Below are 25,418 nucleotides of genomic sequence, written 5' to 3'. Positions count from 1 at the left end.
CATGGAAACACAGCAAAAGAAAAAAATAACGTCCGAACAGGCTCTTGCCTGGCTCATTCGAAGCCAGGAACGGAAACGAGAGCTACAGAAGCAGTTCCAGAAAGACTGCGACTCAGGTAAAATAGACGCAATAATTAGAAATGGGAAGCCCGTCAATCGGTGAATATGCTTATTATCAGGAGAATGAGAAAACATCCTATTTTATCACTGATGATGGCAGGAGATATTCTGTTACTTTCGAAGAGCAATCCTTCTTTGAAGATCACGAATTTATACTTGCCAACCATACCTATGAAGTTTTCCTAACGCTTCAAAAAGCGCCACCAGCCTATTCAACTGACCCTAGAATTGGGGCTACATTAACGGGTATTATTCAAAACTTCATTGAGAGAGATCCGTTACGAATTGTATTCTTCACCTGCGACACAGCCGATGGCAGACATCATGCCCGTTTCAAACGTTTTAACGACTGGTTCCGGGAAAACAACAATAGGCGCTACTTAAAGCTCGAAGACAGTATCGACTATCCAGCCATCAATAAGTTGTTCCTGATCGCGCTAATCATGCGAAATGACCACCCTTATGGCGGAGAAGTGTTAGCCTCATTCGTTAAGCTTAATGCTCAACTTCGCTCTCGTAAATAACTTACCCCTTTATGGCATGATCCGTTTTCACGTCTTGCCCTGACCAGATTCTTTTTGAAGTCCAGTCAACGGCTGGATTTGACCAGAATGGGTCTGAAGCAGGCAACCCCAATGCCAGAAACGCGACAGAACACAAGTACAAACTTCCCGTTGAAATATAGGTCTCGCCAATAGCTGGCTGATAACCACACAAGCCAATTTGTAGCCAGCCTTTGGCATCAAATGTACTAGGTGCATCCATCGTCCGGTGTATCACCTCAGTCAGCGCCGAACGAACTTGCCCGGGTGACAATTCTGATGGCAAACTGCCCTGCAAAGCAATCTGGGACAACAGTTGAAATGCCCCGCATCGGTAGGCTAACGACCGACCGAATGCAGCAAAGGAACCATCTGGATTAATAAGTCGCTCTTGTATGATGGCGTAGCGTTGGGCACGCGCCAGCAACGATTCGTATAAATTTTTCTCGGCTTTCCCAGCATCCAGCAGGGTTTTTACCACATCCAGTAGCATCGGCTGAATCACGTAGCTATTGTAATAATCCCAATGAAAATCGGGGCCATCACCATAAGCACCATCCCCCTTGTACCACGACTGGTGTTGCCGAATTGCATAGTCCATTCGCAATTCATCGCCCGAGCCGGTATATTTCAACAAAGCCGCTTCGACCATAGCGGAGAACAATAACCAGTTGTTATAACCAGGTTTAATAACTCGACTCGTCTGCAATGCCCTTATCACATTAGCTTGCTCATCTGCGCTTAAGCTTTTCCAAAGTTTTGGTGATCGAACTAATCCATGCGCCAAAAATGCCGCATCGACCAAGGGTTGGCCACCTTTTGTAAAATTCAGGTAATCGGGCGATTGCGGGTTTACCCCATTCGCGATGGCCTGTTTTGCCAGCGTCAGGTACTTTTGCCGAAAACGACCTTCCGGCGACTCATCGACACTTAATTCCAGCCAGGGAGCTAAACCGGCCAACGTGCGCCCCAGCGCTTCGAGATGCGAAACTTCGACACGGCTTGCCTGTTGGCCAGGAGCAGACTCAATCGGCATGGTTGCCTTCAACCGATTCTGTGACAGAGCCGATAAAACTGGATCAGCAATTTTCAGTACTGTTTGAAGCCAATAAGACCGGTCATCAGTAACTAACGAATACGCAGTAAGCGACGTGGCTACTTCTTTGGGAGGAATACTAAAACTAGCAGGTAAGGCTGCAGCCAAACGAGCAAATGTGCGTCTTTTCATTCAATTAGAAAGTCAGGTGTAATCAGGCATAGTCAAGTATTGTCAAGCTTGGCCACTATGACTCCTGACAACAATTGACAATATCTGACAACTCTTGACTATGCCTGACAAGTTTAAACAACTGGCTTCCATCCCTTTTCATACTCTCGGCTCCATAACTTCATGGCTTCTTTATCATGTAGAATATGGCCGTTCGTTGGATCGGTGTGAATGATGCTACCGGTACGTTGAGAAATATTTGCCAGATGGCACAATAGCACCGATTTATGTCCCTGAGCAATGTCGGCATTAGGCTTGGCTTTTCCCCGAATGCTTTCAAGAAAATTATCTAAATGATAGGCATCCAATTGTTCGCCACCTGGGCTAACTGCATTGGTAGACGTGCTGGTTGGCGCATCCCCTTTTACGTCTTTAAGTACTTTGCCCCCTAAATCCAAAATCTGGTAATCGGGGCCACTTTGTGGAGCCGACAATACGCCCTTATCCCCATAAATAGTAAAACCACGGCCGCTTTTTTCAGGGCCAAATGCCTGACAACTTAGCCCTTCCCAAGTAATGGACGCTTTATCGCCGAACTCAAAGGAAGCAATCTGTGTATCTGGCGTCTGCCAATCATCACCTTTGTACGCATAACGACCGCCGGTTGAGGTGGCTTTTGTTGGAAAATCTAAGCCCATCAACCAACGGCAGCAATCGATTTCGTGAGTACCATTGTTGCAGGCTTCACCCGTTCCCCAATTCCAAAACCAATGCCAATTGTACGGAACAACATTATCCTGATAGCCTTTCCGGGGAGCCGGGCCTTGCCATAAATCCCAATCGAGAGTAGCCGGAACGGCAATGGATTTACCAGCTCCAATCGGTTTCCGGTTATTGTAGTACCAGGCTCTGGCAAAATAAGGTTTACCAATGGCTCCTTCCCGAATATCCTGCGCAGCCTGCTGGAGCGTTGGCCACGACCTGCGCTGGCTCCCCATTTGTACAATCCGATTATGCTTCCGAGCGGCTTCCAGCAACCACTCCCCTTCCTGCGGATTATGTCCACAAGGCTTTTCAACGTACACGTGTTTTCCGGCCGAGCAGGCCAGAATACCCGCAGGCGCATGCCAATGGTCGGGCGTTGCAATGGCTACGGCATCAAGATCTTTTCGCTCCAGCAGCTTGCGTAAATCTTTAATAACGGTTGGTTTTCGTGTCTGACCCGCTTTTTCAACAGCTTTGAGACCGTTAGCTATCGCACCGTCTTCAACATCGCAGATATAGCCCACTTCGGCGCCCGGCAGCTTTGAGAAAATACCAGCCAGCCAGCTTCCCCGCGACTGAACGCCGATCAGACCAATGTTTATTTTCTCACTCGGTGCATTCCGGCCAAAAATGGGGAAAGGCAAAATCTGGGTCGCCAATCCGGCAACGGCGGTTTTCTGAACAAAGTCTCGGCGGTTCATCATCATGCTTGATTACGTAGATAACTCTAAAAGCGGCAACCCTTGATGTTCTTACTGTTTCCTCAAGTAGTACGACAAATTGGGAAACGTTCGGCCGAAAAATGCTGTTACCTTTTTGAACTCGCCATTTTGCTTTCCGTGAACGAAGAACAAAAAAGTGGCCGGATATTCGATATTGCTATCCTCCGGCGCTTATATGCATTTGTAAAACCCTATCAAGCACGCTTTTATCTTCTGATAGGGATCATTTTGCTGGCGGCCTGCCTAGCCCCCTTAACTCCTTTGCTCATTCGGTATACGATTGATAACGTCATTGCTATGGGCGATTACCAGAAGTTAACCGAGATGCTGATTCTCATGATCGGCGTGTTGGTGGTACAGGCGGTTGTCCAATTTTTAAATACTTATTTATCAGGCTGGTTAGGCCAATACGTCATCCGTGACATTCGAACACAGCTGTACCGAAAAATCCTCCACCTGCGTCTAAAATTCTTTGACAATACACCTATTGGTCGTCTGGTGACGCGGTCAATCTCTGATGTTGAAACCCTGGCCGATGTATTCAGCGAAGGCATGGCAGCTATTGCGGGCGATATTTTGCAATTAATTCTGATTATCGGGGTAATGGTTTATACCGACTGGAGGCTGGCAGCAATCAGTTTGTCGACAATTCCGCTGATGCTGTTCAGTACCTATGTCTTCAAGGAGAAAATCAAGAAGTCATTTAATGAGGTACGGACAGCTGTTGCCAACCTGAACTCCTTTGTCCAGGAGCACATCACGGGCATGAACATTGTCCAGATTTTTGGGAGTGAGAAAATCGAAGCTGAAAAATTCCGCGTTATCAATGACGAACACCGGGCTGCGAACATTCGATCAATCCTATACTATTCGGTTTATTACCCCGTCGCCGATATTATTTCGGCAGTAGCGGTTGGTTTAGTGGTGTGGTATGGGGCAACTCAGATTATCCATTCCGACGTTACATTCGGGACAGTTACGGCGTTTGTGATGTTCATTAACCTGTTCTTCCGGCCAATACGAATGCTGGCCGACCGATTTAACACGCTCCAGATGGGTATCGTCAGTACCGACCGAATTCTGAAGTTGCTGGACAGCGATGAATTTACGGTCGACAACGGCACCTATGCCCCCGCCACTATCCAGGGGAAAGTAGAGTTCGATAACGTCTGGTTTGCCTATAACAACGAAGACTGGGTACTTCGCGACATTTCGTTCCGGGTCAATGCGGGCGAAACCGTAGCGTTTGTTGGGGCAACGGGCGCTGGTAAATCGTCAATTATCAACCTATTGAGTCGATTTTATGACATTAACAAAGGTGAAATCAAAGTTGACGGGGTTGATATTCACGAGTATGAACTAGGACACCTGCGCCGAAACATTGGCGTCGTCTTGCAGGACGTTTTCCTGTTTTCTGACACAATCGAAAACAACATTACTCTGGGAGACAAATCGATAAGTCATGAAACCATAGTAGAAGCAGCCAAACTGGTTGGCGTTCACGACTTCATCGAGCGATTGCCTGGTGCCTATCAGTATAACGTCATGGAACGCGGCTCAACCCTATCGGTTGGACAACGTCAACTCATTTCGTTTGTACGGGCAATGGTCCAAAACCCTAAAATTATTGTTCTGGACGAAGCGACTTCATCCGTCGATACTGAAACCGAGGAAATGATTCAGAATGCGATTAGCAAACTGATGAAAGGCCGAACAGCCATTGTTATTGCCCACCGCCTGTCAACTATTCAGAAAGCCAACAACATTATTGTAGTCGACAAAGGGCGGATTGTTGAGCAGGGCAATCACGAAGAATTGTTACAGCACGAAGGTTTCTACGCAAATCTCTATCGAATGCAGTACAAAGAAGTGGTGTAGCTATTTTTTATTTTTTGTATATTTGACAAAAGAGCCGTACCTATGCCTACTCCTATCACAACCAAAACTACTCCAAAACGGAAACGGAAAATACCAGATCATCTGGTATACGAAGTCATGGACAATAAGCCTATTTATTACAAGGGCTACCAGTCTGTGCTCAACAAGACCAAAACTTTGGAGGACATTATAGGCTGTAGTTCGCTTCAGGCAGCATTAGTTACGTACTTACTGCGAATTATTTTTAGGGTATTTGACGAAAAGAAATACCATGTATTGACCAACGAAATCGGGAGCCATATTGACAAAAACAATAACCTCTCAAACGATATTGCCATCTATGATAAAGCTGTCTTAACTCCCGATAAGATTAATAAAAAATACCCCGACGTTCCTCCTAAAATTGCCATTGAAATAGATACGGAAGCCGACACGTCGGAACTGACAGGTTTCGGGTACACCTACAAAAAGTCGAAGAAATTACTTGATTTTGGTGTCGAGCGTGTGATCTGGATCATGATTAACACCAAAACAGTTACGGTCATCGAACCTAACCGTGATTGGCAGGTACGCGAATGGAACACGGATATCGAATTAATGGATGGTCACACCTTCAACATTGCTCGTTATCTTGATGACGAAGGCATTGTAGTCGAGGATTAAATTGGTTACTTCCCGAAAATCCGCTCCTCTTCTTCGGGTCCAGCCCCAGAGGTCCCTTCAGTAATCACATCATGCCCCGAAACGTTAGGCTTGGCATTTGTCGGGCCAGGGCCACTACCGTCGAGAGCGTAAGCAATGGACTCGGCCAGGTTATCGGGAGCAAGTTTGGCTTCTTTTACTGGTTGCTCCTCAACTGAATGCGGGTAAACTTCACCATCCTTCTGGCTGACAACTTCTTCATCAGCAGCAGGATCGTTTTCCATACCAGTTGGTACATGACTGGAGTCTGCGCCGGTTAATTCGCTAAGGTTGGGCATCAGATATCGCATAGTTATCGATGAATTAGTTTTCATCAATAACCTGCAACAAGGCCTGGCTGTTTAGAAAGAAAAATTATTCCTCGATTAATTTCTTCACCAGAATCTTATCAATTCGACTTTTATCCATATCCACAATCTCGAACTGATACCGGTGCCAGACAAAGGTTTCGCCTGCTTTGGGAATATCTTTCAGGATATGCAGCGCAAACCCACCCAATGTGTCGAACCCGGTCAACTCTCGGCGAGTCTGGGTATTTATATTTAGCGAGAAATAAGAAAGAAAATCCTCAAATGGCAATTGGGCATCAATCAGGAAGCTACCATCCTCGCGTTCGCGGATTTCATAATCTGAATTAATGTCGTCATTGATGTCGCCTACCAGCACGTCCAGGATATCATTGAGGGTAATGACACCCAGAACCCCACCATATTCATCAACAATAACGCCTACGTACTGCCGCCGTTCCCGGAAGCGCTCCAATACCTGATAAGCCTTGTTGTTTTCAGGAACGAATAAGGCATCCCGCTTCATGTCGTTCAGGCGGAGAATTTCGGTATCAAGATCTTTGCCGAGCAGATCTTTTGAGTAGATCAGGCCAACAACCTCATCGACCCCTCCGTTACAAAGCGGATATATCGAGTGCTTGTATTCCAGAATTTTAGCCTTGTTTTCAGCGGGTTCGTCTTCCAGGTCAAGGTAGACGATTTCCTGCCGATTGGTCATCAGCGACGTAATTTTCCGATCACCCAGTTGGAAAACATTCTGAACAATTTCCTGCTCAATTTCTTCAATGGCCCCGCCCGAGGTTCCTTCCTGAATCAAACTTTTGATTTCTTCCTCCGTAACTGCACTTTCGTTTGGCTTGATATTCAGAATTTTGAGTAGCAAATCGCTCGATACAGTAAGCAGCGCGATAAAGGGAGACGTCAACTTAGAGAGGAAAATCATCGGAGCGGCCATTGTTTTGGCAATGCCCTCTGGATTCGACAAGCCGATCCGCTTCGGCACTAATTCCCCAAATACCAGCGAGAGATAGGTCAGTAGAAAAAGCACCAACACAACGGCTATCGAATTGGCATAAGGCCGTAATATCTCGATTTGAGCCACGAAATTCTGAACATCGTCGGTCAGTTTATCGCCGGAGAAAATACCTAACAAAATGCCGATCAGCGTAATACCGATTTGTACTGTCGATAGAAACCGATTGGGTGAGTTCGACAAATCAAGCGCCACCTGCGCGCGCCGATCGCCGTTCTTGGCGGCTGACTCTAACTTAGACTTACGGGACGAAACTAAAGCGATTTCTGACATCGAGAACACGCCGTTCAGGATCGTCAATAGCAGAATTATAAGGAGTTCCACAAAGGAAGAAAGTTGACCTGTTGCAAAAATATAGAAACTGAATTGGTTTGCAACAGCATTGACTGTGCGACAGACCATCAGTTTTACTACTTTTACGGTTTGAACCGACCTTTGTCCTGATGATTGTTTTCATTAACGACCGCCCAATTCGGCTCGTTGGCCCTAAAGCCGCTGCTCAACTAACTAATTCAGGGGCGGGTAATACCCCGACCTTTGCAGATTATGATGAGGTGGTAGATGCTCGCTTAGAGACACTTAAAGCCGATGCACTACATGGTCATCTACTGATCCTGAACACGACTCCTGCCACGGTAAGTAAATTACTGGGGTTGCTCCAAAAATCAGATGCCAGCAATTTGCTCTCCATTACGCTGGGTTGTCTTGACAAAGAAGATTGCGAAGAGGCCATCAAAAAACCATTTAAGATTATTAAAGCGGCTGGTGGTGTTGTTTTTAAAGGCGACAAAATGTTGCTGATGTTCCGACGCGGAGTTTGGGATTTACCAAAAGGTAAACTTGATCTTGGCGAATCGTCGAAACAGGGAGCAGCCCGCGAAGTAGAAGAGGAAACTGGTGTTCGCGTATCGGTTAGTGAGCGTATCTGCACCACCTGGCATACCTACAACCTTAATGGCAATCGGATTCTGAAACGGACGAAATGGTACCGAATGGGTGTCCTGGACGACAGCCGGATGACACCTCAGGCTGATGAAGACATTGAAAAACTGGCCTGGCTCGATCGGCGCGAAACAAAATTGGCGCTTACCAATTCGTTTAGCTCAATTCGGTATGTAATTGACGAAGCCGGCAAAGGGTACAAAGTCTAAATAGAGGCTGCATTAGCCACTATTTTCGCCATGCCAGATACTATGCCTACCTTATCGGCATAGTATCTGGCATGGCGAACAAATCTTGAATTGGGTAACCGGCTAAAAAATCACGTCTGAGCCGTAGGAGTCTTTGCAATGGGTCGTCTAATCTCACAATTAACGATCAATACCTAACAGGTAAACTAAAATGCAGAGACTAATCTTTCCAGTATTGCTATTGAGTCTACTGGCTTGTAGCAAGAGCGACGACGCATCCAGCACAACCAATCCCACCACTACTACGGGCAGCGTGGATATTACCAGTGTGGTAAAGGCAAAGTTTGCAAGCGGGGTTACCATTACCACCAGTGGCGACAACATCATCCTTAAGTGTGATGGCAGGCCCAACCATAAATCGCCTTACTGGGGTGTTGGTAACGCCTTGTACGAACCCTTTCCATCAGGTCATGCCGCCAATCCGAACACGATGGTTGCGCAAAACTATACCATGACTATTCCCGCCAAACCAGCTGCGGCAAGCACCCATGAGGAAACATCGCTTGGCGCTATTGGTCTGGCTATCACTGGCGCGCCAATTTTTAATAATAACGAGGGCGGTAATGTAGCCTTAAATGCAGGCACCATCACCTCGTTTGATGCTGCAGGAGCCCACCCAGCTCAAGCAGGCGATTACCATTATCACGTTACCGGCACGTATACAACCACCGACGATGCTAATCTGGTAGGCTTTTTACGTGATGGCTTTCCCTTATACGGACGTAAGGATAAAGATGGTACGTACCCAAGCAACCTTGATGCCTATAACGGCCATACGGCTGCCACAACCGAATTCCCAAATGGTATATACCACTACCATACCCGGAATGAGAACTATCTAAATACAGGCTATTATATCCTTAAATCGGGTAGTTATTATGGCACAAAGGGCACATTCACTCAATAGAGTCTTTTTGTTTGCAACTACTTATTGCTGCCTTTGGATGGCAATAAGCAGTTGCCATAATGCCTCAACTAACACCCCCCTTCGGGTAAAGGATTATACCATTGATACTAGCGGCATTCCACCCGATACGATTGTGGTAGGCAGCGACCAACGGTTGGCTCTGATTAACGGAGTTTACTGGCTGGGCAACCAAAAATATTCCGGCATTCTAAAAGAGCTTTACCCGAATGGTACGACAAAAACATATGCGTCTATATTTCAGGGAATGCTACACGGCCTTTATAAAAGCTTCTATGAAAACGGGCACCCTTATGAGGTGCGGCTTTACCGAAATAACCTGAGTACAGGCAGGCATTATGGTTACTGGCCGGAAGGTGGAATTCTTAAGTTTGATTATACTTATTTTGAGGAAAAACGAGAAGGTTTACAAAAACGATGGTACAAAAACGGTAAGCCTTACTTATTTACCAATTATACTGACGATCATGAGGATGGCCTGCAACGGGGATGGCGGGAGAATGGGAAGTTATACCTGAACTATGTAGCAAAGGATGGGCATCGATACGGCCTGCAGCAATCTGCGCTTTGCTATACACTCATCAAACAGAAAATAAAAGCCCGTTAACTGGGCCATTCAGTCAGGTCATACAGTTTAGTAAACGATGTTAACTCCGCTCCTACTACGCATTAAGGCTAGCTCACTGGCTGTATTCATCGTTTTGTTTACGGCATGCGAACAACCAGAAGAACGAAAATTACCCTATTATAATACCTCCGACTTTACGCCCCATTTTGAAAAAGACGTATCGGACAATTTCCATCGCATCCGCCCTTTTTCACTTACTGCCCATACAGGACAAGCATTCACTGAAAAAGATATGGACGGGAAAATATGTGTAGCTAATTTCTTTTTTTCGACCTGTCCGGGTATTTGCCCCCGTATGACTGTCAATATGAAGGTATTACAGGACACCTTTCTGGTCGATAAAAACATTCAACTTATTTCCCACTCAGTAACACCAGATAAGGACAGCGTGGCCCGATTACAGGCGTTTGCTAAATCCAAAAAGGTCGATGCTACCAAATGGCTCCTGCTTACGGGGAACAAAGAAGAAATTTATAATCTAGGACGAAAATTTTATTTCGTTGAAGAGGATCTTGGCGAAAAAAGAAACAGCGACATTTTTTTACACACTGAAAACTTTGTGTTAACCGATAAAAAACGGCGCATCCGTGGTATCTACAATGGCTTGAGCTTACCTGCTATGCAAAACCTTATTGCTGATATACGTGCTTTAGAAAAGGAATAGCCTCGCTTATCTCATTTCGCTTTCTCCAGCTGATAGGGTAAAAATTCGTCAACGTGCTGCCCATAGCGATGTAGGTCTCGAATAATACTTGAGCTGATTGGGGCAAGATGGGGCGACGTAATTAAAAAAACCGTTTCAACATCCTCATAAACGTACCGATTCACCTGCGAAATGCCATTTTCGTACTCAAAGTCGGTCGTGTTACGCAAGCCACGAAGCAGAAATTTTGCACCAATCTCCCGAGCTACATTGGCAGTCAGCCCTTCATAACTAATAACACGCACAGTTGGATAGTCCGCAAATGCTCCTTCAATTAACTGGATCATTTGCTCCAAAGGGAAATAGCGCTCCTTCCGCGTATTATGTCCAATACCAATCACAACTTCGTCGAACAGCCGTAGGCCTCTCAACACAATATCTTCATGACCTTTGGTAAATGGATCAAATGAACCGGGGAATAGAGCAATACGCTTCATACTGTTGAGTTGGCGAATGAGCAGGTTTTGATTAATCAGACCGTAAGCGCGGTAAATTTCAGCAATTGCCAACTCTAGTCCTAATCATTCACTCAACAAGCCTAATCCGTATAAACTCAGATACCGGTGGGCCGGTAAATCGTCAAATTCAGTGGCCAAGGATAGCCCAGGAGGTGCTTGGCCAAATGATAGATTCGGCAGAAACCGGCTTAACTCTGTGTACGCTTCAGCAAAAGGAGTAATCGCCCCGTATAACGAAAGGCTAACCGTATCTGGCGTTAAGCCTTGTTCATTAAGTACGTAGAGAATATAATAAGCCAAATCCTGGACATTCTTATAGCCAAAGCGATTACACAGACATAATTGATGTGATTTTCGACATAAGATTGTCACAAACTCATCTTCGAAATACAAGTAAACAGTACTGGGAGCGAGAGAAACACGGTCTAAATCGACTGTTGCTTGTATGAGTGCGCTGGTTTGATGGACGAATGTTAACGGTTGAAGTGGATACACTTCCGAAAAATAATCGGCCAGAGGATGCTCCAGATTAAATACGGTAAAGAACCCTTCGGCATCGTGAGCATACGCCTGAGCAAATTCATGAGCAGGAAGGGAATTACCTCGCATGAGCGCTAAATAGCTACCCGCGTATTCTTTACGATAAAGCTGCTGTGGAATCAGGGTAAACGACGGAGAATTGACCCCAATCCGAATTTCCTGCCACGGACCTGCCGATAACACCGCATGGTCCCGGAATACATCGGGTAAAATGCTCGTCAACGGACGATCCGTCAGCAAAGACGGAAACATGTAGTCCTCCAAATACACTGCCCGACCGCGCTTATCCTGTACCAGCAATTGAAACCGATCCCGTCCAACTTCGAGGCATAAGACCGATTTATCAGTCTGCCTCGGGTCAAACGCGTTGGCATGTATGGTAACAGTAGGTGCGAGGGTCACAGCGATTTGCACAAATTCAGCGAGCTAACAGATGAAGAAATAAATACTAAACTGATATTAACTTGGTTTAAACGGTTCGTCGGTAATACCAGGCGTACCTTTTCATTTACTGCAAATAGCCGCGAAGGCGGAATACATCGTCGAGTGAATTGCAATACTGAAATAACGCATGAACCTCGTTGGGTGGATAGCGTTTAATCTCCTCAAAACTCATCAACCTGACTTCTTCAATTATTTGTCCATCAAGGCTCATTTCAGGATCGATCCCCAACCGTAAGGAACCGCCTGTAGCCCGAACAGCAAAAAACAACTCCATAGCGTGAAGCGGTGGCTGTATGAATTCATTTACGAATAACATTTCACCAATCTCCACTTCTAACCCCGTTTCCTCCATAAACTCCCGGACTAACGCCTTAGGGGCCGTTTCATTAAACTGTGGGCCACCTCCCGGCGGACACCAGAAGGTATCGGTTAAACCAATGCCTCGGTGGCGAACCATTAATAGGCGATCACCTTCACAATATAAGCCACAAACCCGCAGACGAAGGCGATTTCCATACAATTTTTGTACCTCTTCGCGGGTTGAATCCACTGCTCTGGCAGAATCAGATGTAGGCTGATCTTCCAATCGGCCAGGCAAATCCATTACTTGCGTCATGGTATAATCGGTATTTGGGGACGCAAAGGTACAGGTGATTTACGAAATACGATGTACGAATTGCGATTTGCTTATAAGTCAGCCTAAATCGTAATTCGTACATCGTATTTCGTAAATCAATACGGGCTTCCCGAAATATAACTTTCCAATGAGTCAATGCGGGTCTTTTGGTCAACGATAATCGCTTTCACGACATCGTTAATCGAAATAATACCCATTAATTCACCCTCATCCATCACGGGTAAGTGCCGAATATGCTTGTCGGACATAATTTGCATACACTCTTCGATCCGTTGATCGGGCCCAATGGTAATTACATTCGCTGTCATAACATCAGCAATGGTCGTATCATCGGAGTGCCGATCTTTCAGAATAATCTTACGTGCATAGTCTCGTTCGGAGAAGATTCCGGTAAGTACTCCATTATCGATAACAAGTACCGCGCCAATATTCTTTTCGGCCATAAGCCTAAGCGCGTCCAGAACGGTTTGATCCGACGAAACGGAATAGAGGGCGTTCACTGGTTTACCCTGAAGAATTTGACGAATTTTCATCTGAGTTAGAAGGATTTAGTGTTGTGTGAAAATAACAAAAAAGCACAAGGGGTAAAAGGGAATGTGCAGAAAGGGTTAAAATTTTCTTAAAATCATCCTTCTTTAGCTTTAAAGAAGGCTATGTTTTTACTTTTTCCTTAGCCTCTTTTTTTGTAATTTAGAAGCATGAACGATACCCAAACGGCGGCTGATTTGCTGGCCAAACGTTTCCCTTTTAAGCCTACGTCTGGCCAAACCCAGTTTTTCGAACAAATTGGTGCGTTCATCGCCCAGGAAGAAGTTGAACATTATCGCGATTGCTTTTTACTGCGAGGGTACGCAGGTACGGGAAAAACTACACTTGTTGGTACACTCATTAAAGTGCTTCCCCGCTTTGGATATAAATCGGTCTTGCTGGCCCCTACGGGCCGGGCGGCTAAAGTAATGACCAATTACGCCAAGAAATCAGCACAGACGATTCACCGAAAAATTTATCGGCAAGTGGCCGATCCCGGTTCTGGAACGCTGGCATTCCAACGACAGAAAAACTATCACGAAGACACCCTTTTTATTGTCGATGAGGCCTCCATGATTTCCGATGAAGCCGATTTTGGTGGAAAAGGTTTATTGACCGATCTAATCGATTTCGTCTTCGAAGGTCCCGGCAACAAACTGATGCTCGTGGGCGACACGGCGCAGCTCCCCCCTGTTGGTCGTGATTTAAGCCCCGCACTAGACCGTGGATTTCTGGCCAGCGCATTCGATATGACCGTGTATGAGCAAGAGCTTACGGAAGTAATGCGACAGGATGAAGAGTCGGGAATTCTTTACAATGCAACTGGGCTGCGAATGTTGCTCATGGAAAACGGCACACCTACCCCTAAGGCAGTTGGCTTTGATGCGCTTCTGAGTGATAAGCCTACAATGACGCCAACAGATTCGCCCGAGATTCGCCTGAATGTTCGGTCGTTCACGGATATCTATAAGATGCCATTAACCAAATTGGAAGATGGCATTCGATATGCCTACGACAAATATGGTCGCGAGAATACGGCCATTATTTGCCGGTCAAACAAAACCGCCGTTCAGTACAATCAGTTTGTTCGGCGGATGATTGATCAGTGCGAAGAAGAACTTGATGCAGGCGACATGCTTATGATTGCCCGAAATAATTATACGGTTCTTGATGAAGACTCTCCCGCAGGCTTTCTGGCGAATGGCGAGTTTGCCGAAGTGCAGAAAATTCGAAATAAAGAAGAAATGCATGGTTTTCGGTTCGCTACGGTTACGCTTCGATTAGTCGATTATGAAGAGCAGCCCGATTTTGACGCTAAAATCATGCTCGATACACTGCATTCGCCCGTACCGTCGCTGACATCAGAACAATACAAAGCTCTGTATGAGAGTGTTGCAAAAGATTATTTCTACATCAAAAGTAAGAAGGAGCGGTCTGAGGCTATTCGGCGAGATCCGTACTTAAATGCACTACAAGTGAAATTTGCCTATGCTCTTACTTGCCATAAAGCACAGGGTGGACAATGGAGTGCGGTGTTTGTTGATCAGGGATTCCTACCAGATGGGCAGGTAAACGATGAGTTTGTCCGGTGGCTCTATACCGCCCTGACCCGCGCGACTGATGAAGCGTTTTTGATGAATTTCAATCCGCAGTTTTTTAATTAGATTGAACACGGTTTACCGTATTCAGTTTACAGTTTACACAGGCTGACACAACTATGCCCCAGCTATAAACCGAATACTTAAAACGTTCACTAATTATGTCCTTCGAATGGATTATGAGTGCCTGCATTGGCGTTGGTTTAGCCGCTTGTTGTGGCTTCCGGGTTTTTGTACCCTTGCTGATTGCCAGTGTAGCCACAAAGCTTGGTCTTGTTGGTGTAGTAACTGGCTTTGAATGGATTAGTGGTTGGCCAGCCATTGTGGGCTTAACCGTTGCAACAGTCTTTGAAATCGGAGCTTATTATATTCCCTGGCTCGACAATGCACTCGATGCCCTTGCGACTCCCACATCAATTATTGCCGGAACTTTACTGAGCACTTCGTTTCTACAGATTGACAATCCCTTATTACACTGGGGGCTGGGCTTAATTCTGGGAGGAAGCTCAGCTGGAATTATTCAGGCGGGGACCAGTTTACTTCGGATAGGCACAACAGCCACAACCGGCGGAGTAGGCAACCCAATTGTTGCCACCAGTGAAAATGTAGCCTCTTTTGGACTATCTCTGTTCAGTATTTTTCTGCCTTTACTGACGGTCGTAATTATCGTCCTTATCTTAATTTTTATTCTTGGCCGCTTAGTAGCCAAGCGAAAGGTATGGTTTACTAAAAAGGTCTAAGCCGGGATTTTTGTGATTTAACTGACCGACTGTGAATCTGCTTTCTCTGAAAGCTATTTTAAAAATCATAGTCGGTCAGTTAAATCACAAAAATCCCGGTTCGGATTACAATTTCTCCACCGTCCGGCGTACAAACGCTGTTAGCTCTGCGCCAGTGAGCATGTTTTGCGAAAGCAACGCAAGATCATAAAGCTGCTTCACCAACAATTTCTGAGCATCGCCATCAGCCTCAGTCAGAATTTTATTGATCAGCGGGTGGTTTGCATTCACAACCACATTATAGGTCGCAGGTAAATTACCATAGAAAGATTGCTCACCCGAAAGAGCCGCCATGTCTTTCATCCGACGCATAAACTCAGGCATCGTAATCGTTACAGGCAATTCATCGGTTGGCTGTGCCTCTACGCTCACGTTGAGCATTTTGTTATCCAAAACCTGCTCGAACACCTCTTTCAACTTAGTCTGATCAGCCTCCGATAGTACACTTTCGTTGTTCAGCCCTTTGTCGATCAATTTATCAATCGAATCAGCATCTACACGCTGGAAATGTACTTTTTCAAGTTTTTGCTCCAGTGCATTGATAAAGTGTGAATCAATCACGTTATCCATCAATAACACATCATATCCGCGACGAGTCGCCGATTCAATGTAGGAGTGTTGCTGTTTGCGATCGCTGGTGTACAGAATCACCAACGTCTCATTTTTATCGGTCTGATTGGCCTGAACTTTCTCGCGATATTCGTCTAGTGTCGTATAAACGCCATCGGTATTTTTAAGCAACACGAAGTTTTTGGCCTTCTCCCAGAACTTCTCATCACTCAGAATACCATACTTGATAAACAGACCGATATCATCGAATTTGTCTTCAAACGCTTTCCGATCCGCATTGAATAATTCGTTCAGCTTATCAGCAACTTTCCGCGTGATATATCCATTGATTTTCTTAACGTTCGAATCGGCCTGTAAGAAACTCCGCGATACGTTCAATGGAATATCGGGTGAGTCGATAACGCCGTGAAGCATCATCAGGAAGTCGGGAACAACATCCTTCACCTCATCAGTAATAAACACCTGACGGCTGTACAATTGAATCTTCTCCCGTTGGAAACGCAGTTCGTTTTTAATCCGTGGGAAGTACAGAATACCAGTCAGATTGAACGGATAATCAACATTCAGATGAATCCAGAACAGAGGTTCTTCGCTCATCGGATACAACTCCTTATAGAAGTTCTTGTAGTCCTCGTCGGTCAATTCCGAAGGCGACTTCGTCCAGATTGGCGCCGTGTTGTTGACGATCTTACCATCAAATTCAACCGATACGGGCAGGAAACGGGCATACTTGTCCAATATAGACTGTAAACGCCCTTTATTTAAGAACTCTTCTGAGTCGGAAGCGATGTGCAGAATGATATCTGTTCCACGCTCAGCTTTTTCGGCAGCTGTCAATTCAAACTCGGTTGAGCCATCACAAACCCAACGAACTGGCTCAGCATTGTCTCGGTACGACTTCGATACGATTTCAACAGTCGAAGCGACCATAAAGGCCGAATAAAAACCTAAGCCAAAGTGACCAATGATCTGGCCTTTGTCGTCCGTTTTGTCTTTGTATTTTTCCAGAAAATCAGTTGCTCCCGAAAAGGCAATCTGATTGATATATTTCTTAACCTCATCGGCAGTCATACCGATACCATTATCACTAACGGTAATGGTTTTGGCTTCTTCATCCAGCGAAACTGTCACTTTCAGATCACCTAATTCGCCACCAAACTCGCCAAATGACGAAAGTTGACGCAGTTTTTGGGTTGCATCGACAGCATTAGAGACCAGTTCTCGCAGGAAAATCTCATGATCGGAATAGAGAAACTTCTTGATAATCGGGAAGATATTCTCGGTATGGATCGAAATCTGCCCTTTCTCGTTCTGTACGGCTTCCATATGGTATAGTTAGAGTAAGTATAATAGTTGATTATTCGTCAAATCTTGTTCCAGTGTAGCCAGGTCTGACAGATTGACAGTTTGCCTTTATAGGCAATTATTTAAATTTAGCTACATTGCGTCGATGAAAGCCCGTCATTCAAAACAATCTAGCCAGTACGATAAAATCCTTAAAGAAAATCTGGAGGCTACAATTCCTGGTTTGATCGAAAAAGTACTCGGTATACATCCTATTTTGTCAGAAGAATTACCAGACGATTTACAGCACACAAAAGAACGAAAGCCCGATGCTCTCAAACGTATTACAGATCAATCTGGGCAGACCTTTGTACTCCACCTAGAATTTCAACTGGCAAATGATCCGAAAATGGTGCATCGAATGCATAACTATTGTGCCATGTTGCTGGAATTGTATGAAATCCCCATCCGACAGTATGTTTTTTATTTAGGCCCAACTGCCAGTAAGATGGCGACGAGTCTCAATGTTGGTGATTTATCGTTTCGTTATATGCTAATCAGTTTTCAAGACCTTGACTATCAACTATTTTTGACATCAAATACCCCAGAGGAAATTCTGCTTACGGTATTAGCCAATTTTAAGCCTCAGGAATCTCCTATGGTCTTAAATCAGGTTCTTCGCCAGTTGGATGAAACTGCCAGAGGGCCGCTGGTGTTTCAGAAATACATAGCGCAATTGCGGGTTTTAGTTCAATTGCGTAATTTTCAACCACTACTAGAAGCCGCTATGGATAACCTAACTAAATACGTAAACGAGGAAAATGATCCCTTTTATGTTAAGGGGCGTAATCTAGGATTCTTACAAGGCGCGGAAGAAGGAGAAACCAGAGCTCAGTTACAACTGGTGAAAAATTTACTGACTGAAACCGATTTTTCTAACGAAAAGATTGCCCATCTGGCAGGCGTTTCACTAGATGTTGTACAAGCAATTCGGCTTAAATAGACTCCTGTGCCAACCAATTCTTACTCCGATGTTTCGTTAGCTGAACTCAAACTACTGCGTCAACAGCCTCATACTGCTGTGATTGATGTACGCGATGAATGGGAGTTTGACGAGTTCAATATAGGTGGGCTGAATATCCCGTTGCCGGACATTCGCACCCGAAAAGCGGAGCTTCTCCCCTACGACACCCTGATTGTGATTTGTACAAATGGCGTTCGCAGTCGTGTAGCCGCTAAAGATATACTACGCCAGCCCGAACTGCAGAACAAAACGATTTATCATTTGCACGGAGGCTTTGTAGAAGATGTATGAAGTATGGTGTATGATCTAAAAAGGCCATACACCATACTTCATATATCATACATCCTTACGTCACAATTGTAAACCCAGGTCTAGCGGCCTGTTTTTCGACGTGTGGCAGGTATATCTGCAAAATATCATGAACGTTTACCCGAATCAATTGACTTAATTGATTCAATGGCAAATCGTTACGTTCCATTCCGAACGGTTCCTCAATCTCTTCACCGATCATTTCGAGTCCTACCAGAATGTACGATGTTAATACAACGGCCGGAATAGTCAGATACCCAAACGCAGTAACCACCGTAAATGGCAATAGGGCAACGTAGAGCATGATGAACAGCTTGATAAACAGCATGTACGAGAACGGAATCGGCGTGCTTTTTATCCGCTCACAAATACCACAAACATCCATCAACGTTGTCAGGTGCTGATTCAGATTAATGTGTTGCGATTCAGAAATGTGCCCCGCCCGATAGAGTGCCTCGGTCTTCACCCAGAGTTGATTGGCTACTCCGGCTGGTTTATGATCAAAATTACTTAAGTCGCGACGCTCGCCTTCTTCCACAATATCCAGTTCATTCTCATTCATCTTCGACATATCGCGCAGGTGATTTTTAAGCGCAAACGGGAAGTTAGAGATCGCCTTGGCAAAGAATAGGCGACTGTCTTTATCACCCTCTGGCAAAACGGCATTAAAGAAAATGGCCAGATTGCGACAATTGTTCACCAATTCACCCCATGCCTGCCGCCCTTCGTAGAAGCGATCATACGCCGTATTCGTCCGAAAAATCAGCAACAGACTGAGCAAAATACCCATAGCACCCAGGAATGAACCGGGTGTATCTTTCAACCGAAGATCTGTATAGTGCATTTCAGCAACTGTAACAACAGTTACATAGATCCCAACCACGACTAATCGACGGAGTAACGATTTGGCGGTAGGACCTGTATGAAAATGCCAGATGGATGGCAGTATTCCTTTATTCTTATAAAGAATCATTTGATTGGATCAGTATTCTGCTGCCAAGTTAACCAGTCTAAAGCCTAAACGGTTATCGTGCCAGCAAAAACACGCTTGGCTGGTCCAATTAGATGAATGGAATCAAACTGTTCTTGTATTTTAGCATTAAACGACACCCGAAGATTACCACCAAGTGTTTTAATCAACACCGGATCAGGCATATTTAACTGTTGATGAGCCACCAGAGCAACGGCTGTTACGCCTGTACCACAGGAATACGTTTCATCTTCTACCCCACGTTCATACGTCCTGACAAACAATGTGTTACCATCAATCGGCTGCACAAAATTGACATTTGTTCCGCCCGGTTGAAAACGCACATCATACCGAATAGCACGACCTTCTTTAACAACATCAAGGGATTCCAGGTCATCGACGAACTGAACAACATGGGGTGAGCCTGTATTCAGAAATGTAAGCCCACCTCGATTATCGATACCAGTCACGTCACTCATTTTCAGCGAAACAGTTTCTTCCGTAACAAAGGCAATGTGTTCCCCATCTACAGCCAGAAAGCGGGTTTCTCGCTCAAATAAGCCTAAATCATGCGCAAACCGAACAATGCACCGGCCACCGTTACCACACATGCTTCCTTCGGCACCGTCGGCATTGAAATAGACCATTCGAAAATGATACTGAGGATCGTTACGAAGCAAAATGAGTCCATCAGCTCCAATACCGAATCGCCGGTCGCAAAGACGCTCAACAAGTGCCTGGTCAGAAGCAGGGAAAGTTTCGTTTCGGTCATCGATCAATACAAAATCGTTGCCGGTCCCCTGATATTTAAAAAAATCGAGAGTCATGATGGTAAGTTATGCAGTTGTAGAGTTATAAGGTTGTATAGTTGTAGGCACTGAAGTCTCAAATAGTTCAACTCTATGGCTTTACAACAGTAGAACTCATAAAAAAAGCCACCTTCTCAGGCAGCTTTTGATTTTTGGGGCAAACAGACAATTAAGCTGCTGCAACTGCCTTTGGTTTCCGCTCTTTAACACGAGCTGCCTTACCTTGACGACCACGTAGGTAAAACAAACGAGCCCGACGAACTTTACCAAGACGTACAACCTCAACCTTGTCGATATTAGGCGACAGAAGCGGGAAAATCCGTTCAACACCTATACCGTTAGACACTTTGCGAACGGTGAATGTTTCACCACCGCTGCTTGGGTTCCGGCGTTGGATCACCGTACCCGTAAAGACCTGAATACGCTCTTTATTTCCTTCGCGGATTTTAACGTGTACGTTCACCGTATCGCCGGCCCGGAATGTGGGCAATTCACTGCGACGCTGCGCGTTGTCTGCCTCCACTAATTTAATTAACTCGCTCATGACCGTATATAAATCGCCAGATAAGTATTTGCGAAATGAGCCGCAAAGATAGCAAATTTATCAGTAAGAGAAAATACTTTTGTAAAATTACCTTGAGTACATTGCGACACTTTTATGAAGATCTTAAACGTTGACCAAATCCGCGCCCTTGATCAATCGACAATAGAGCATGAACCTATTGCCCCCATCAATCTGATGGAGCGTGCATCGCTTGCTTTTGTCGACTGGTTTGTCGATCATTTTCCAAATACCACTCCCGTCAAATTATTCTGTGGGTTAGGGAACAATGGGGGCGATGGTCTGGCGATTGCCCGCTTACTGCTGGAACGGGAATTTCCGATAGAAGTGTACGTGGTACGGTATGCCCGCCGGGAGTCAGACGATTTCATGCATAATCATCGTCGCCTAAAACTACTTACCGAACACATTCGCTATGTTGAATTAGCCCAGGAGATTCCGGGTCTCCGCCACAATGAGGTCATCATTGACGCAATTCTGGGGTCGGGACTTTCGCGGCCAACCGAGGGCATTGTTAAAAATGTTATCGATGTTATCAATCGGTCACCAGCAACGGTTGTGGCGGTAGATATTGCCAGTGGTTTGTATGTTGACAAACCCAATGCCCCTACCGATACGATTGTTGAACCTGACTATACGATTACGTTTCAATTGCCCAAACTGGCCTTCCTGCTTCCCAAAAATAGCCGCTATGTAGGCGATTGGCACATTGTTGACATCCAGTTACACAAGCGTTACATCGATCTGGCTCCCACCCCTTATTATTATACGCAGTCGCGGGATGCTCGGTTGTTGTTACGTAAGCGGGATAAATTCTCGAATAAAGGGTCATTTGGCCATGCCCTGCTCATGGTTGGTAGCTATGGAAAAATGGGTGCAGCTGTTCTGGCAACCAAAGCCTGTCTGCGATCAGGGGTTGGCTTACTGACGGTTCATGTACCTAAATGCGGGTATGACATCTTACAGATAGCAGTCCCCGAAGCTATGTGCCGGCCCGATGGTAATCCGAATGTATTAACCGGCACACCCGACCGAGGGGCCAGTGAATTAGGTAGCCCCACGCCTGCCGACTACGCTGTAGTTGGAATCGGCTCGGGGATTGGGCAGGCTCCTGAAACGCTGGATATGCTAAAAGGATTGCTTAAGACATTGAAAAAGCCGATGGTAATCGATGCTGATGCGTTGAATCTGCTTTCAGAAAACCGAGAGTTGCTCAAGCAGCTTCCACCCAATAGTATTCTGACACCTCACCCGAAAGAGTTTGAGCGGCTGACGCAAAAGTGGGATAACGACTATCAGAAATTAGATATTCTTCGAGAATTTGCTCAGAAATATCGGGTCGTTGTGGTCTTAAAAGGGGCTAACTCTGCCATAGCAACCCCAGAAGGAGATGTCCATTTTAACTCAACAGGCAACCCTGGCTTAAGCACAGGCGGTACTGGCGATGTACTGACGGGCATACTAACAGCTCTATTGGCCCAGAACTATGATTCTGTCGAAGCCGCTGTACTGGGAGTATTTGCTCATGGACTAGCTGGCGATCGTGTAGCTGCACAACGAGGGCAAATTGGCATGGTGGCTACTGATATAATCGAAGCGCTCCGTTGGGAGTAAATCCATAAAAAAAGTTTACGAACTCCGTTACTTTAGGTATGAGGTGATGTCTTATCAACACGCTACCAGAATATTGACCTGTTAGAGCAAGATCAGGTAGTTATACGCATCAGAAAAATCCGGGTTTTTGCGCTGTTATAAAGATTAATCAAGCGCCAATTTTGTACCGGGATATAACCAACTCTCATACTAACACACCGATGAAACAAGTAACGAATCGAACCTGGCAGGGTAGCCGTCCCTCACGAAGAGAACGGACAGGTTTCGATCAAACTACCGCCTTAGGAAGTCTGACAGTAGCCTTATTAGCCTACATAGTCTACCACATTTACCCATTGATTTCGAATGGGTTACTTTGGTAATAGAAAGTACACGCTAAACATGACAAGAGCTAAACGGGCATCCGTTTAGCTCTTGTCATGTTTAGCGTGTACAAACTCTTTATTGCATGAGCTGGTAGGTAAAGAAGGCTGCTATATAAGCTAATCCCATCATGTATACCAGTTGCACAGCAGGCCATTTCCAGCTTTTGGTTTCGCGTTGTGTGGCCGCTAAAGTGCTCATACACATCATGGCAAATACATAAAAGATCAATAACGACCAGGCTAAGGCTGGTGTATACATTGGTCCACCCGTTTTAGGGTTCCGCTCCTGTTGTAGTCGTTCCCGAATAGTAACACCCTCTTCGTCATCGCCACTACCAATGCTATAGATCGTCGACATGGTCCCGACAAAGACTTCGCGGGCGGCAAATGAGCTTAACAGCGCAATACCGATTTTCCAATCATAACCAAGGGGGTGAATGACGGGTTCGATAAAATGGCCAAATTGCCCCGCATAGGACGCTTCGAGTCGGTCGGACGCTACACGATTTGCTAACTCATCGGCCGCCATCGTTGGGTTATTCTGCCGAACCTGCGCTTCTGCCTGATCCATTGAGTCGCCGGGACCGTAACTGGCCAATACCCAAAGGACAATCGAAATAGCCAGAATAACCCGGCCTGCTTCCCAAACAAACGCCCGAACACTTTCCCAGACGGTCAGCCCGACGTGGTTCCAGCGAGGCATTTTGAACGTTGGCAATTCCATAATGAAATACCCTCGCTCTTTTGTTTTAAGAAGCAATTTCAGGATATATGCAGCTAGCAAAGCGCTCAGAAGCCCCAACAAATACAAGGCCATTAGCGCCAGCCCCTGTAGATTAAACAAGCCCAGAACTCGTTGCTTAGGAACTACTAACGCAATAAGAATGGTATAAATAGGCAATCGAGCCGAGCAACTCATCAACGGTGTTACCAGAATCGTAATGAGCCGGTCACGCCGGGTACCGATGCTGCGTGTTGCCATAATAGCGGGAACAGCACAAGCAACCCCTGAAATCAATGGCACTACACTCCGACCATTGAGCCCAAACTTGCGCATGATCCGGTCCATGATGACCATCACCCGCGACATATAACCCGACTCCTCGAGCAGGGCTACCAGAAAAAACAAAAAAGCAATCTGTGGAATGAACACTAAAATACCGCCTACTCCCGCCAGAATTCCATCGGTTAGCAAATCGGTCAGTGGGCCAGCGGGCAAACTTTCTTTTAACTGACCATTGATCCAGGCCACACCCGCATCGATCCCGTCCATGAAGGGTTGAGCCCAGGCGAAAATAGCTTGGAAAATCAGTAGGAGTATGAATCCGAAAATGGCATAGCCCCAAACGGGATGCAATAATATCCGGTCAAGTTTCTGCGTCCAGGTAGCTTGATTGACTGGCCGCTGGTTAGCTACGACCTCTGCTGTAATCGTCGCAATACGCTTATAGCGCGTAATGGTTTCACCCGCCTGGAACTTCTGTTCATTGAACGCATATTTGTCGATAAGTGCATCCAGACCAATCTGCTGGGAGCGACTCAAAAACGAGAACCCATCGTGTTGAATGAGGTATTGTAACGCGAGATAATTGTTGTCGAGTTGGTATTGGTTTCGGGTATCGGTAATGAGGCCATCGGCATCGTCGGCCGGATCGAAAAACAATTTACCTGATAATACGGGTTCTCTAATTTGCCCCAGAACAGCCTTCTTTAGTTGGTCTAGGCCTTCTCCCGTACGCGCATTGATGCGCACAACAGGCACACCTAGCCGCATCGCTAATCGAACCGCATTGACTTCTTTCCCCTCTGCTTTGGCTACATCGAGCATATTCAAGGCGAGTACAACGGGAACGCCAAGATCGGCTACCTGCGTAAATAACAGCAGGTTCCGATGCAAGTTAGAAGCATCCACAACGACTACAGCTACATCTGGATAATCGGTATGGGCAGGATTAGCCAGAATATCGGTAACAATCTGTTCGTCTAAAGACTTCGGGTAAATTGAATAGATACCGGGAAAATCAACAATGGTAGCAACTGTTTCGGCATTAATCGACCAGGGGCCTGATTTTTTATCGACAGTAACTCCAGGAAAATTCCCGGTTTTCTGACGTAGTCCTGTCAGTTGATTAAACAAGGACGATTTACCGGCATTTGGGTTGCCAATCAGAGCAATGGACGGAGACAGTTTCAAGACGAAAAACAATAATAGCTAATTAATAATG

27 protein-coding genes are annotated in these 25,418 nt (G+C 45.6%); 14 read left to right on the top strand and 13 right to left on the bottom strand.

The features are described from left to right. The first annotated feature begins 1 nt into the window (after position 1). Together ACYVGR_RS07405 and ACYVGR_RS07400 are read left to right on the top strand one after the other, a co-directional pair. On the top strand, positions 2-163 hold the full coding sequence (locus ACYVGR_RS07405; RefSeq protein WP_460955089.1) for a hypothetical protein: 162 nt from the start codon (positions 2-4) through the stop codon (positions 161-163). Then, positions 141-644 carry a DUF6169 family protein gene (locus ACYVGR_RS07400; protein ID WP_460955087.1) on the top strand — a complete coding sequence of 168 codons (504 nt, stop codon included), beginning with the start codon at positions 141-143 and terminating at the stop codon, positions 642-644. The genes ACYVGR_RS07405 and ACYVGR_RS07400 overlap by 23 nt, the downstream gene beginning before the upstream one ends. 1 nt (position 645) lies before the next feature. Here ACYVGR_RS07400 and ACYVGR_RS07395 read toward each other — a convergent pair whose 3' ends face one another. Together ACYVGR_RS07395 and ACYVGR_RS07390 are read right to left on the bottom strand one after the other, a co-directional pair. Continuing rightward, positions 646-1,890, bottom strand: coding sequence for a DUF2264 domain-containing protein (locus tag ACYVGR_RS07395; RefSeq protein WP_460955085.1), 1,245 nt, complete (start codon positions 1,888-1,890; stop codon positions 646-648). Positions 1,891-2,003: 113 nt separating this feature from the next. Then, on the bottom strand, positions 2,004-3,341 hold the full coding sequence (locus ACYVGR_RS07390; protein WP_460955083.1) for a Gfo/Idh/MocA family protein: 1,338 nt from the start codon (positions 3,339-3,341) through the stop codon (positions 2,004-2,006). 132 nt (positions 3,342-3,473) lie between these two features. On the opposite strand from ACYVGR_RS07390, the gene ACYVGR_RS07385 reads away from it, so the two are divergent. Both ACYVGR_RS07385 and ACYVGR_RS07380 read left to right on the top strand, forming a co-directional pair. After that, a complete protein-coding gene (locus tag ACYVGR_RS07385; RefSeq protein WP_460955080.1) occupies positions 3,474-5,234 on the top strand; it encodes an ABC transporter ATP-binding protein in 1,761 nt (586 codons plus the stop codon). Between the two features lie 42 nt (positions 5,235-5,276). After that, positions 5,277-5,897: a Uma2 family endonuclease gene (locus tag ACYVGR_RS07380; RefSeq protein ID WP_460955078.1), complete on the top strand. Its 621-nt coding sequence runs from the start codon at positions 5,277-5,279 to the stop codon at positions 5,895-5,897. Positions 5,898-5,902: 5 nt separating this feature from the next. On the opposite strand, the gene ACYVGR_RS07375 is transcribed toward ACYVGR_RS07380, so the two are convergent. Next, complete coding sequence (locus ACYVGR_RS07375) at positions 5,903-6,226, bottom strand: hypothetical protein (protein ID WP_460955076.1); 324 nt, start codon at positions 6,224-6,226, stop codon at positions 5,903-5,905. 64 nt (positions 6,227-6,290) lie between these two features. Next, entirely contained in the window at positions 6,291-7,580 is a 1,290-nt protein-coding gene (locus tag ACYVGR_RS07370; protein WP_460955074.1) for a hemolysin family protein, read from the bottom strand. A 119-nt stretch (positions 7,581-7,699) separates the two neighbouring features. Between ACYVGR_RS07370 and ACYVGR_RS07365 the strand changes: the two genes are divergently transcribed. The 4 genes from ACYVGR_RS07365 (at position 7,700) to ACYVGR_RS07350 (ending at position 10,663) form a co-directional block, all read left to right on the top strand. Further along, positions 7,700-8,407 carry an NUDIX hydrolase gene (locus ACYVGR_RS07365; protein ID WP_460955072.1) on the top strand — a complete coding sequence of 236 codons (708 nt, stop codon included), beginning with the start codon at positions 7,700-7,702 and terminating at the stop codon, positions 8,405-8,407. Between the two features lie 190 nt (positions 8,408-8,597). Further along, the gene (locus ACYVGR_RS07360; protein ID WP_460955070.1) at positions 8,598-9,353 is read left to right on the top strand and encodes a YHYH protein; all 756 of its coding nucleotides are present in this window, start codon (positions 8,598-8,600) and stop codon (positions 9,351-9,353) included. A 37-nt stretch (positions 9,354-9,390) separates the two neighbouring features. Next, positions 9,391-9,978, top strand: coding sequence for a toxin-antitoxin system YwqK family antitoxin (locus tag ACYVGR_RS07355; protein ID WP_460955068.1), 588 nt, complete (start codon positions 9,391-9,393; stop codon positions 9,976-9,978). 37 nt (positions 9,979-10,015) lie between these two features. Continuing rightward, entirely contained in the window at positions 10,016-10,663 is a 648-nt protein-coding gene (locus ACYVGR_RS07350; protein WP_460955066.1) for an SCO family protein, read from the top strand. Positions 10,664-10,674: 11 nt separating this feature from the next. Here ACYVGR_RS07350 and coaD read toward each other — a convergent pair whose 3' ends face one another. From coaD to ACYVGR_RS07330, 4 genes are all read right to left on the bottom strand, one after another. Beyond that, positions 10,675-11,139 (bottom strand): pantetheine-phosphate adenylyltransferase, encoded by a 465-nt coding sequence (gene coaD, locus ACYVGR_RS07345; RefSeq protein ID WP_460955064.1) that lies wholly within the window; start codon positions 11,137-11,139, stop codon positions 10,675-10,677. Between the two features lie 84 nt (positions 11,140-11,223). Then, a complete protein-coding gene (locus ACYVGR_RS07340) occupies positions 11,224-12,102 on the bottom strand; it encodes a DUF3822 family protein (protein WP_460955062.1) in 879 nt (292 codons plus the stop codon). A 106-nt stretch (positions 12,103-12,208) separates the two neighbouring features. Next, entirely contained in the window at positions 12,209-12,760 is a 552-nt protein-coding gene (locus ACYVGR_RS07335; RefSeq protein WP_460955060.1) for an NUDIX domain-containing protein, read from the bottom strand. A 116-nt stretch (positions 12,761-12,876) separates the two neighbouring features. Continuing rightward, entirely contained in the window at positions 12,877-13,314 is a 438-nt protein-coding gene (locus tag ACYVGR_RS07330; RefSeq protein ID WP_182463482.1) for a CBS domain-containing protein, read from the bottom strand. Between the two features lie 165 nt (positions 13,315-13,479). Between ACYVGR_RS07330 and ACYVGR_RS07325 the strand changes: the two genes are divergently transcribed. After that, complete coding sequence (locus ACYVGR_RS07325) at positions 13,480-14,973, top strand: ATP-dependent DNA helicase (RefSeq protein ID WP_460955058.1); 1,494 nt, start codon at positions 13,480-13,482, stop codon at positions 14,971-14,973. 95 nt (positions 14,974-15,068) lie between these two features. Beyond that, entirely contained in the window at positions 15,069-15,647 is a 579-nt protein-coding gene (locus ACYVGR_RS07320) for a DUF4126 domain-containing protein (RefSeq protein WP_460955056.1), read from the top strand. Between the two features lie 105 nt (positions 15,648-15,752). On the opposite strand, the gene htpG is transcribed toward ACYVGR_RS07320, so the two are convergent. Next, positions 15,753-17,582 carry a molecular chaperone HtpG gene (htpG, locus tag ACYVGR_RS07315; protein WP_460955054.1) on the bottom strand — a complete coding sequence of 610 codons (1,830 nt, stop codon included), beginning with the start codon at positions 17,580-17,582 and terminating at the stop codon, positions 15,753-15,755. A 124-nt stretch (positions 17,583-17,706) separates the two neighbouring features. Between htpG and ACYVGR_RS07310 the strand changes: the two genes are divergently transcribed. After that, the gene (locus tag ACYVGR_RS07310; protein WP_460955052.1) at positions 17,707-18,543 is read left to right on the top strand and encodes an RpnC/YadD family protein; all 837 of its coding nucleotides are present in this window, start codon (positions 17,707-17,709) and stop codon (positions 18,541-18,543) included. 6 nt (positions 18,544-18,549) lie between these two features. Further along, the gene (locus tag ACYVGR_RS07305; protein ID WP_460955050.1) at positions 18,550-18,855 is read left to right on the top strand and encodes a rhodanese-like domain-containing protein; all 306 of its coding nucleotides are present in this window, start codon (positions 18,550-18,552) and stop codon (positions 18,853-18,855) included. A 55-nt stretch (positions 18,856-18,910) separates the two neighbouring features. On the opposite strand, the gene ACYVGR_RS07300 is transcribed toward ACYVGR_RS07305, so the two are convergent. The 3 genes from ACYVGR_RS07300 to rplS form a co-directional block, all read right to left on the bottom strand. Further along, positions 18,911-19,846, bottom strand: coding sequence for a bestrophin family protein (locus tag ACYVGR_RS07300; RefSeq protein WP_182463488.1), 936 nt, complete (start codon positions 19,844-19,846; stop codon positions 18,911-18,913). A gap of 44 nt (positions 19,847-19,890) precedes the next feature. After that, positions 19,891-20,670, bottom strand: coding sequence for a diaminopimelate epimerase (gene dapF, locus ACYVGR_RS07295; RefSeq protein ID WP_460955048.1), 780 nt, complete (start codon positions 20,668-20,670; stop codon positions 19,891-19,893). 151 nt (positions 20,671-20,821) lie between these two features. Next, positions 20,822-21,196, bottom strand: coding sequence for a 50S ribosomal protein L19 (gene rplS / locus ACYVGR_RS07290; protein ID WP_182463490.1), 375 nt, complete (start codon positions 21,194-21,196; stop codon positions 20,822-20,824). 114 nt (positions 21,197-21,310) lie between these two features. Here rplS and ACYVGR_RS07285 point away from each other — a divergent pair, with 114 nt between their 5' ends. Continuing rightward, positions 21,311-22,828: an NAD(P)H-hydrate dehydratase gene (locus tag ACYVGR_RS07285; RefSeq protein ID WP_460955046.1), complete on the top strand. Its 1,518-nt coding sequence runs from the start codon at positions 21,311-21,313 to the stop codon at positions 22,826-22,828. A gap of 200 nt (positions 22,829-23,028) precedes the next feature. Continuing rightward, complete coding sequence (locus ACYVGR_RS07280) at positions 23,029-23,190, top strand: hypothetical protein (protein WP_460955044.1); 162 nt, start codon at positions 23,029-23,031, stop codon at positions 23,188-23,190. A 79-nt stretch (positions 23,191-23,269) separates the two neighbouring features. Here ACYVGR_RS07280 and feoB read toward each other — a convergent pair whose 3' ends face one another. Beyond that, the gene (feoB, locus tag ACYVGR_RS07275) at positions 23,270-25,387 is read right to left on the bottom strand and encodes a ferrous iron transport protein B (RefSeq protein ID WP_460955042.1); all 2,118 of its coding nucleotides are present in this window, start codon (positions 25,385-25,387) and stop codon (positions 23,270-23,272) included. Positions 25,388-25,418 lie beyond the last annotated feature (31 nt).

It is taken from the genome of Spirosoma litoris (assembly GCF_054776755.1).
This window is presented reverse-complemented; position numbering and strand designations above follow the sequence as displayed.

Bases quoted from the DNA above. Each gene is read 5' to 3' on its own strand.
- ACYVGR_RS07405 (WP_460955089.1), top strand. From the start codon at position 2: ATGGAAACACAGCAAAAGAAAAAAATAACGTCCGAACAGGCTCTTGCC.
- ACYVGR_RS07400 (WP_460955087.1), top strand. From the start codon at position 141: ATGGGAAGCCCGTCAATCGGTGAATATGCTTATTATCAGGAGAATGAG.
- ACYVGR_RS07395 (WP_460955085.1), bottom strand. From the start codon at position 1,890: ATGAAAAGACGCACATTTGCTCGTTTGGCTGCAGCCTTACCTGCTAGT.
- ACYVGR_RS07390 (WP_460955083.1), bottom strand. From the start codon at position 3,341: ATGATGATGAACCGCCGAGACTTTGTTCAGAAAACCGCCGTTGCCGGA.
- ACYVGR_RS07380 (WP_460955078.1), top strand. From the start codon at position 5,277: ATGCCTACTCCTATCACAACCAAAACTACTCCAAAACGGAAACGGAAA.
- ACYVGR_RS07375 (WP_460955076.1), bottom strand. From the start codon at position 6,226: ATGCGATATCTGATGCCCAACCTTAGCGAATTAACCGGCGCAGACTCC.
- ACYVGR_RS07365 (WP_460955072.1), top strand. From the start codon at position 7,700: ATGATTGTTTTCATTAACGACCGCCCAATTCGGCTCGTTGGCCCTAAA.
- ACYVGR_RS07360 (WP_460955070.1), top strand. From the start codon at position 8,598: ATGCAGAGACTAATCTTTCCAGTATTGCTATTGAGTCTACTGGCTTGT.
- ACYVGR_RS07355 (WP_460955068.1), top strand. From the start codon at position 9,391: ATGGCAATAAGCAGTTGCCATAATGCCTCAACTAACACCCCCCTTCGG.
- ACYVGR_RS07350 (WP_460955066.1), top strand. From the start codon at position 10,016: ATGTTAACTCCGCTCCTACTACGCATTAAGGCTAGCTCACTGGCTGTA.
- coaD (WP_460955064.1), bottom strand. From the start codon at position 11,139: ATGAAGCGTATTGCTCTATTCCCCGGTTCATTTGATCCATTTACCAAA.
- ACYVGR_RS07335 (WP_460955060.1), bottom strand. From the start codon at position 12,760: ATGACGCAAGTAATGGATTTGCCTGGCCGATTGGAAGATCAGCCTACA.
- ACYVGR_RS07330 (WP_182463482.1), bottom strand. From the start codon at position 13,314: ATGAAAATTCGTCAAATTCTTCAGGGTAAACCAGTGAACGCCCTCTAT.
- ACYVGR_RS07325 (WP_460955058.1), top strand. From the start codon at position 13,480: ATGAACGATACCCAAACGGCGGCTGATTTGCTGGCCAAACGTTTCCCT.
- ACYVGR_RS07320 (WP_460955056.1), top strand. From the start codon at position 15,069: ATGTCCTTCGAATGGATTATGAGTGCCTGCATTGGCGTTGGTTTAGCC.
- htpG (WP_460955054.1), bottom strand. From the start codon at position 17,582: ATGGAAGCCGTACAGAACGAGAAAGGGCAGATTTCGATCCATACCGAG.
- ACYVGR_RS07310 (WP_460955052.1), top strand. From the start codon at position 17,707: ATGAAAGCCCGTCATTCAAAACAATCTAGCCAGTACGATAAAATCCTT.
- ACYVGR_RS07300 (WP_182463488.1), bottom strand. From the start codon at position 19,846: ATGATTCTTTATAAGAATAAAGGAATACTGCCATCCATCTGGCATTTT.
- dapF (WP_460955048.1), bottom strand. From the start codon at position 20,670: ATGACTCTCGATTTTTTTAAATATCAGGGGACCGGCAACGATTTTGTA.
- rplS (WP_182463490.1), bottom strand. From the start codon at position 21,196: ATGAGCGAGTTAATTAAATTAGTGGAGGCAGACAACGCGCAGCGTCGC.
- ACYVGR_RS07285 (WP_460955046.1), top strand. From the start codon at position 21,311: ATGAAGATCTTAAACGTTGACCAAATCCGCGCCCTTGATCAATCGACA.
- ACYVGR_RS07280 (WP_460955044.1), top strand. From the start codon at position 23,029: ATGAAACAAGTAACGAATCGAACCTGGCAGGGTAGCCGTCCCTCACGA.